3 protein-coding genes are annotated in these 4,346 nt (G+C 50.7%); all 3 read right to left on the reverse strand.

Annotation, left to right across the window (positions count from 1 at the left end):
• Positions 1-312: 4Fe-4S cluster-binding domain-containing protein (locus tag AZ66_RS27290; protein WP_044357781.1), on the reverse strand; the 312-nt coding region annotated here is incomplete at its 3' end.
• An 87-nt stretch (positions 313-399) separates the two neighbouring features.
• On the reverse strand, positions 400-2,955 hold the full coding sequence (cutC, locus tag AZ66_RS27295) for a choline trimethylamine-lyase (RefSeq protein WP_044357782.1): 2,556 nt from the start codon (positions 2,953-2,955) through the stop codon (positions 400-402).
• Between the two features lie 111 nt (positions 2,956-3,066).
• Positions 3,067-4,209, reverse strand: coding sequence for a 1-propanol dehydrogenase PduQ (locus AZ66_RS27300; RefSeq protein WP_044357783.1), 1,143 nt, complete (start codon positions 4,207-4,209; stop codon positions 3,067-3,069).
• Positions 4,210-4,346 lie beyond the last annotated feature (137 nt).

A 4,346-nucleotide genomic window follows, 5' to 3' on the forward strand; every position in this document is an offset into this window, starting at 1 on the left:
TTCCCGGCAGCCCGTGCACTCGATCTTCCGGTCCACCACATGCTGCGGCTTGGACGGCTCCTGCGAGCCGGAAGTGTCCAAACGGTGAATTCCCCGGGGACACGCCGCAACACAAGCGCCGCAATCGTTGCACAAATCCCGTTGGTACATCACCTGATATTTCTTTTGCAGACCCTCTGGGTTCGCACACCACTGACAGCGCAGGGGACATCCCTTGAAGAAAACAAGCGTCCGGATACCGGGGCCGTCGTATATGGAATATTTTTGAATGTTGAAAATACGTGCCTGCCTTTCCGACATACCTGAATCCATAGCTGTGGCTCCTCCCTTTCCGCATATCTAAATTCCAGAATGTCTCTTCCCCGGCGTACAGCGCCGGAGAAGAGGCACGGGGCTATTTTAGAAATGCTCAATCATCGTTCTGCTGATAATCTCATCCTGCACTTCTTTACACAATTCCACAAAGTATGCGCTATAGCCAGCGACCCGAATGATCAAATCTCGGTATTGATCAGGATTTTGCTGCGCTTTAATCAGCGTTTCATTATCTACATAACTGAACTGCATTTGGCCGTTTCCGAGGATGGAGGCTGTCCTAAGCAGGTTAATCAGTCCGTTCTCTCCTTCAGGTGTTTCCAGCAAACCGCGCAAAAGCTTGAAGTTATGCACCATACCAATATTCATGGCCTCGACATCTATCTTGCTCACCGATTTGATGATAGCCGTCGGCCCCTTCTTGTCATGGCCCTGGGTAGGGCTGATACCGTCGGACAGCGGCAGCCAAGCTTTGCGCCCATTGGCGGTAGCACCTGTCATCTCGCCGAAAGGCGTATTGTTCGAAATCGAAAGCGTACCATGGCTGAAGGTAGAGTACAGCGTTTTAAAGTTGCGGTGATAGTTCTCAGTCCACCCGGTGATATCGGAGGCAATGCGATCGGCATAATCGTCGTCGTTGCCGAATTTTGGCGCGTCCAGACAATCCTTGTGGATCTGCTCATAACCTTCGAAATCGGCCAGCAGCGCGTCACGGATTTGCTCGAGCGAATATTTTTTGTCATCGTAAACCAACTTCTTGATGGCAGCCATCGAATCGGCGTAAGTTGCCAGCCCGGACCAGATCAATCCAGGTCCCCAGTTATACATGGCGCCACCGGCAGAAACATCGCGACCACTTTCCATCGTGCCTTCATACATGATGGACATAAGCGGCTTCGGTGCATAATCGCGGTGAACGCGCTGGCTGATTACAGTACCCACTGCGGAGAGCTCGGTGATGTATTCTACCTGCTTCTTAACCGCCGCTTCAAAATCCTCATAGCTCTTGAAGTTGCTCAAATCGCCCATGTCCAATCCTGGATTACTTCCGTGCCAGAGCATTTTGCCACGATTAAGAACGAACTCAATGGCAATTGGCCACTGGGTGTATCCGGTGGAGGTCCACTGATACAAACGTCCGGATTTTTGCGGCTCTACACAGCCCATCAGACAGTAATCACGGGCATCTTCGATACTGCAGCCCTTCATCAGCATCATCTTGATGTGGGAATCGTCGAAATGGCAGGCCGGGAAGCCCAGTCCCGCACGGACGACATCCACAATCTTCTTCAAATATTTCTGAGGAGAACTATTGTGGATACGGCAAGCAAGTGAAGGCTGATAAACGCCGACATGACGTACTGCATCCATGAGCAGATAAGTCAAATCGTTGGTGGCGTCGCCGCCCTCTCGTTTTTGCCCGCCGACACACATATTGACGAACGGCTGGTATCCGGCAAAAAACTTGGAGCCACCCGCACTAGAAACCCACATCATTTCCGAGCACTTGATCAGGAAACAACCTGCAATCTCAAATGCTTCAAACTCTGTCAGACGGCCGGCTTTTCTGTCCGCCTCGTAGAAAGGATACATATATTGATCCACACGACCGACAGACATGCCTGTCTGATTTTCTTCCACCACGAGCAGAGATTCTACGGTCCAGACCGATTGCACTGCCTCATGGAATGTAGTCGGCGCATGAGCCGGCACGCGAGCGTTGATCTCGCCGATTTTTTGCAGCTCAGCCTTGCGCTTCGGATTTGTTTCTTTCGCAGCCAGCTGGTATGCATATTCAGACATCCGTTTGGCATACGCCATTACGCCTTCGGTCGTGTCCAGCACGGATTTATAGTAATAGATTTTGTCGATGTCTTCCGGGTTTTGCATGGACAGCTTCGCAAGATGCTCCTTGGCTTCCCGCTGGATATCAAGCATCCCTTTCTTCATTAGAATGACATCGTAGCCGGGGTTAGAGTCTCCGCCGCCGTTGATCTGATGATAGGAAAGATCGCTGACGAATGCTTCGCCGGAAAACTCCCAAAGGCCAGCATCCCGGTATTGCTGCTCACATATTTCATCCACCGATTTGCCTTCCCAGAACGGGAACAGTTCCTCTTGCATGATCCGTTTGTCTTCCTCAGAAATGTAGAACGGATCCTGAGGACGGTTGTGAATGGTGTCGAGCTCATCCCGGGTCCAGCGCCAAGCAATGTCAGGCGAGAAAGCGCCCGCGCGAGGTGCGCCGCAAGGATGACCAACGATCAATTCGTTGTCCTGAATGAGCAGCGGAGCCTCTTCACACGCTTTGCGGAAAGCCTTGGCACGCAGCATAATCGCTGGTAGACCTGGATTTTCCTTGTACACCTTGGTAAAGGCTCTGGCACGATAGGTCGTTATGCTAGGCGTAGCAGTTAAATAATGTTCTTTCAAGGCGCGCAAACGCTCAGTCATTCCTTCCGGGTATGCGCATTCTTCCTTATGAAGCAGGCCGAGGCTTTGTTCGACCTGCGACTGAGCTCCTTTATCTGAGAGCTGTTTTGAAATTCCCTGGAACAACTTCATGATGGCTTCTCGTTCTTGGGGAGCCATGGCACTCGTTGCTTTAGCAAATTTGCTTGAAAACTCATGAATATCCAATATTATTCCCTCGCAATCTAGTAAGATTTCATATATAGAGGTTGTTCAAAAAGTCGGCTTTTGATCACGAAGTGAATCAGGTGCTGGTAACCGAACTTTCTGAACTCGCATTTAGTAGCTTTTACGGTAGATTCGCTCCAACTCTTCTGCTGTTGGCTGACGAGGATTGGTTGGCGTACAGCGGTCAACCATCGCGGTCTGCGCCATGTGGGACAACGCCTCGTCAAAAGCATTCTGGTCAACGCCAAGCTCACGGATTCCATTTTCGATACCGATGGCTCGTTTCAGCTTTCCAATTGCCTGGATCAAACTTACGGTTCCTTCACGGGCGGTTCGGGCTGGCAAGTGCAGCAGCGAAGCGAGCCTAGCATAGCGTTCGCAAACCCTGTCAATGACTTTTCCGCCCAAGTTGGCGTTATACTCCATCACCGCCTCAAGAAGCAGGGAATTCACCCGTCCGTGAGCAATGTGGAAAGTTCCGCCAAAGGCGTGAGACATACTGTGAATGATACCTAGACCAGCGTTAGTAAACGCCATTCCCGCCATACAGGACGCATTCTGCACCCGATCCCGCGCCTTTGCATCTGCTGGATCATGGTAAAGCGTTTCCAGATGAGCAAATACCAATTGGACGGCTTTTTCGGCTAACGCATCGGTAAAGTCGGTCGCTTTGGTAGAGACATAAGCCTCCAGAGCATGGGTCAGAACATCCATTCCGGTATCCACCACGACTTTGTTTGGCAATTGCTTGGTAAGGGTGGAATCAAGAATCGCTAAGTCCGGTGTGATAAAATCATCCACGATAACAATTTTGTCTCCGTCCGCCGTAATCACCGAAAAGTCGGTCACTTCCGATCCAGTGCCGCTGGTGGAAGGAATGGCGACAAACGATGGTTTGACAAAAGTCGTGTCTTTCTCCTGTGCATATTGCCGGGCGAAGTACAGAACGCCCTTCGCTGTATCAATGACGGAGCCGCCTCCCAGTGCCAGTAACACATCAGCGCCGCTTTCCCAATACACATGAAGCGCTTCGGCTACAATACTTACGTCCGGATCGGGCTTAACACCGGTATACACTGAAGTGGAGATTCCACCGCTTTGCAGTAGATCAACCACCTGCCCCAGATAACCCAGCTTCTCCATCATCTGATCGGAAACGATACAGGCTTTCGTACCTTGAATTTCCGCCAGTTTCTTCAGTGACTGTTCACCTGCATATACCTTCGATTTAATAACAAAGATGTCGTTTATCACGGTCACCTCCCTTGAATTTCTATCGATAACCTGCTCCTAAGCAGGAAGGGCATAGCGGGCAATGATCTTCTCAATGTCTGGGTGTGGGTTAGGAATAACGTTAGAACTGTACACCTCAGTCCCCATCGCCTGTACAG

This window comes from Paenibacillus sp. E194 (assembly GCF_000935845.1).
Lineage (GTDB): Bacteria > Bacillota > Bacilli > Paenibacillales > Paenibacillaceae > Paenibacillus_B > Paenibacillus_B alvei_B.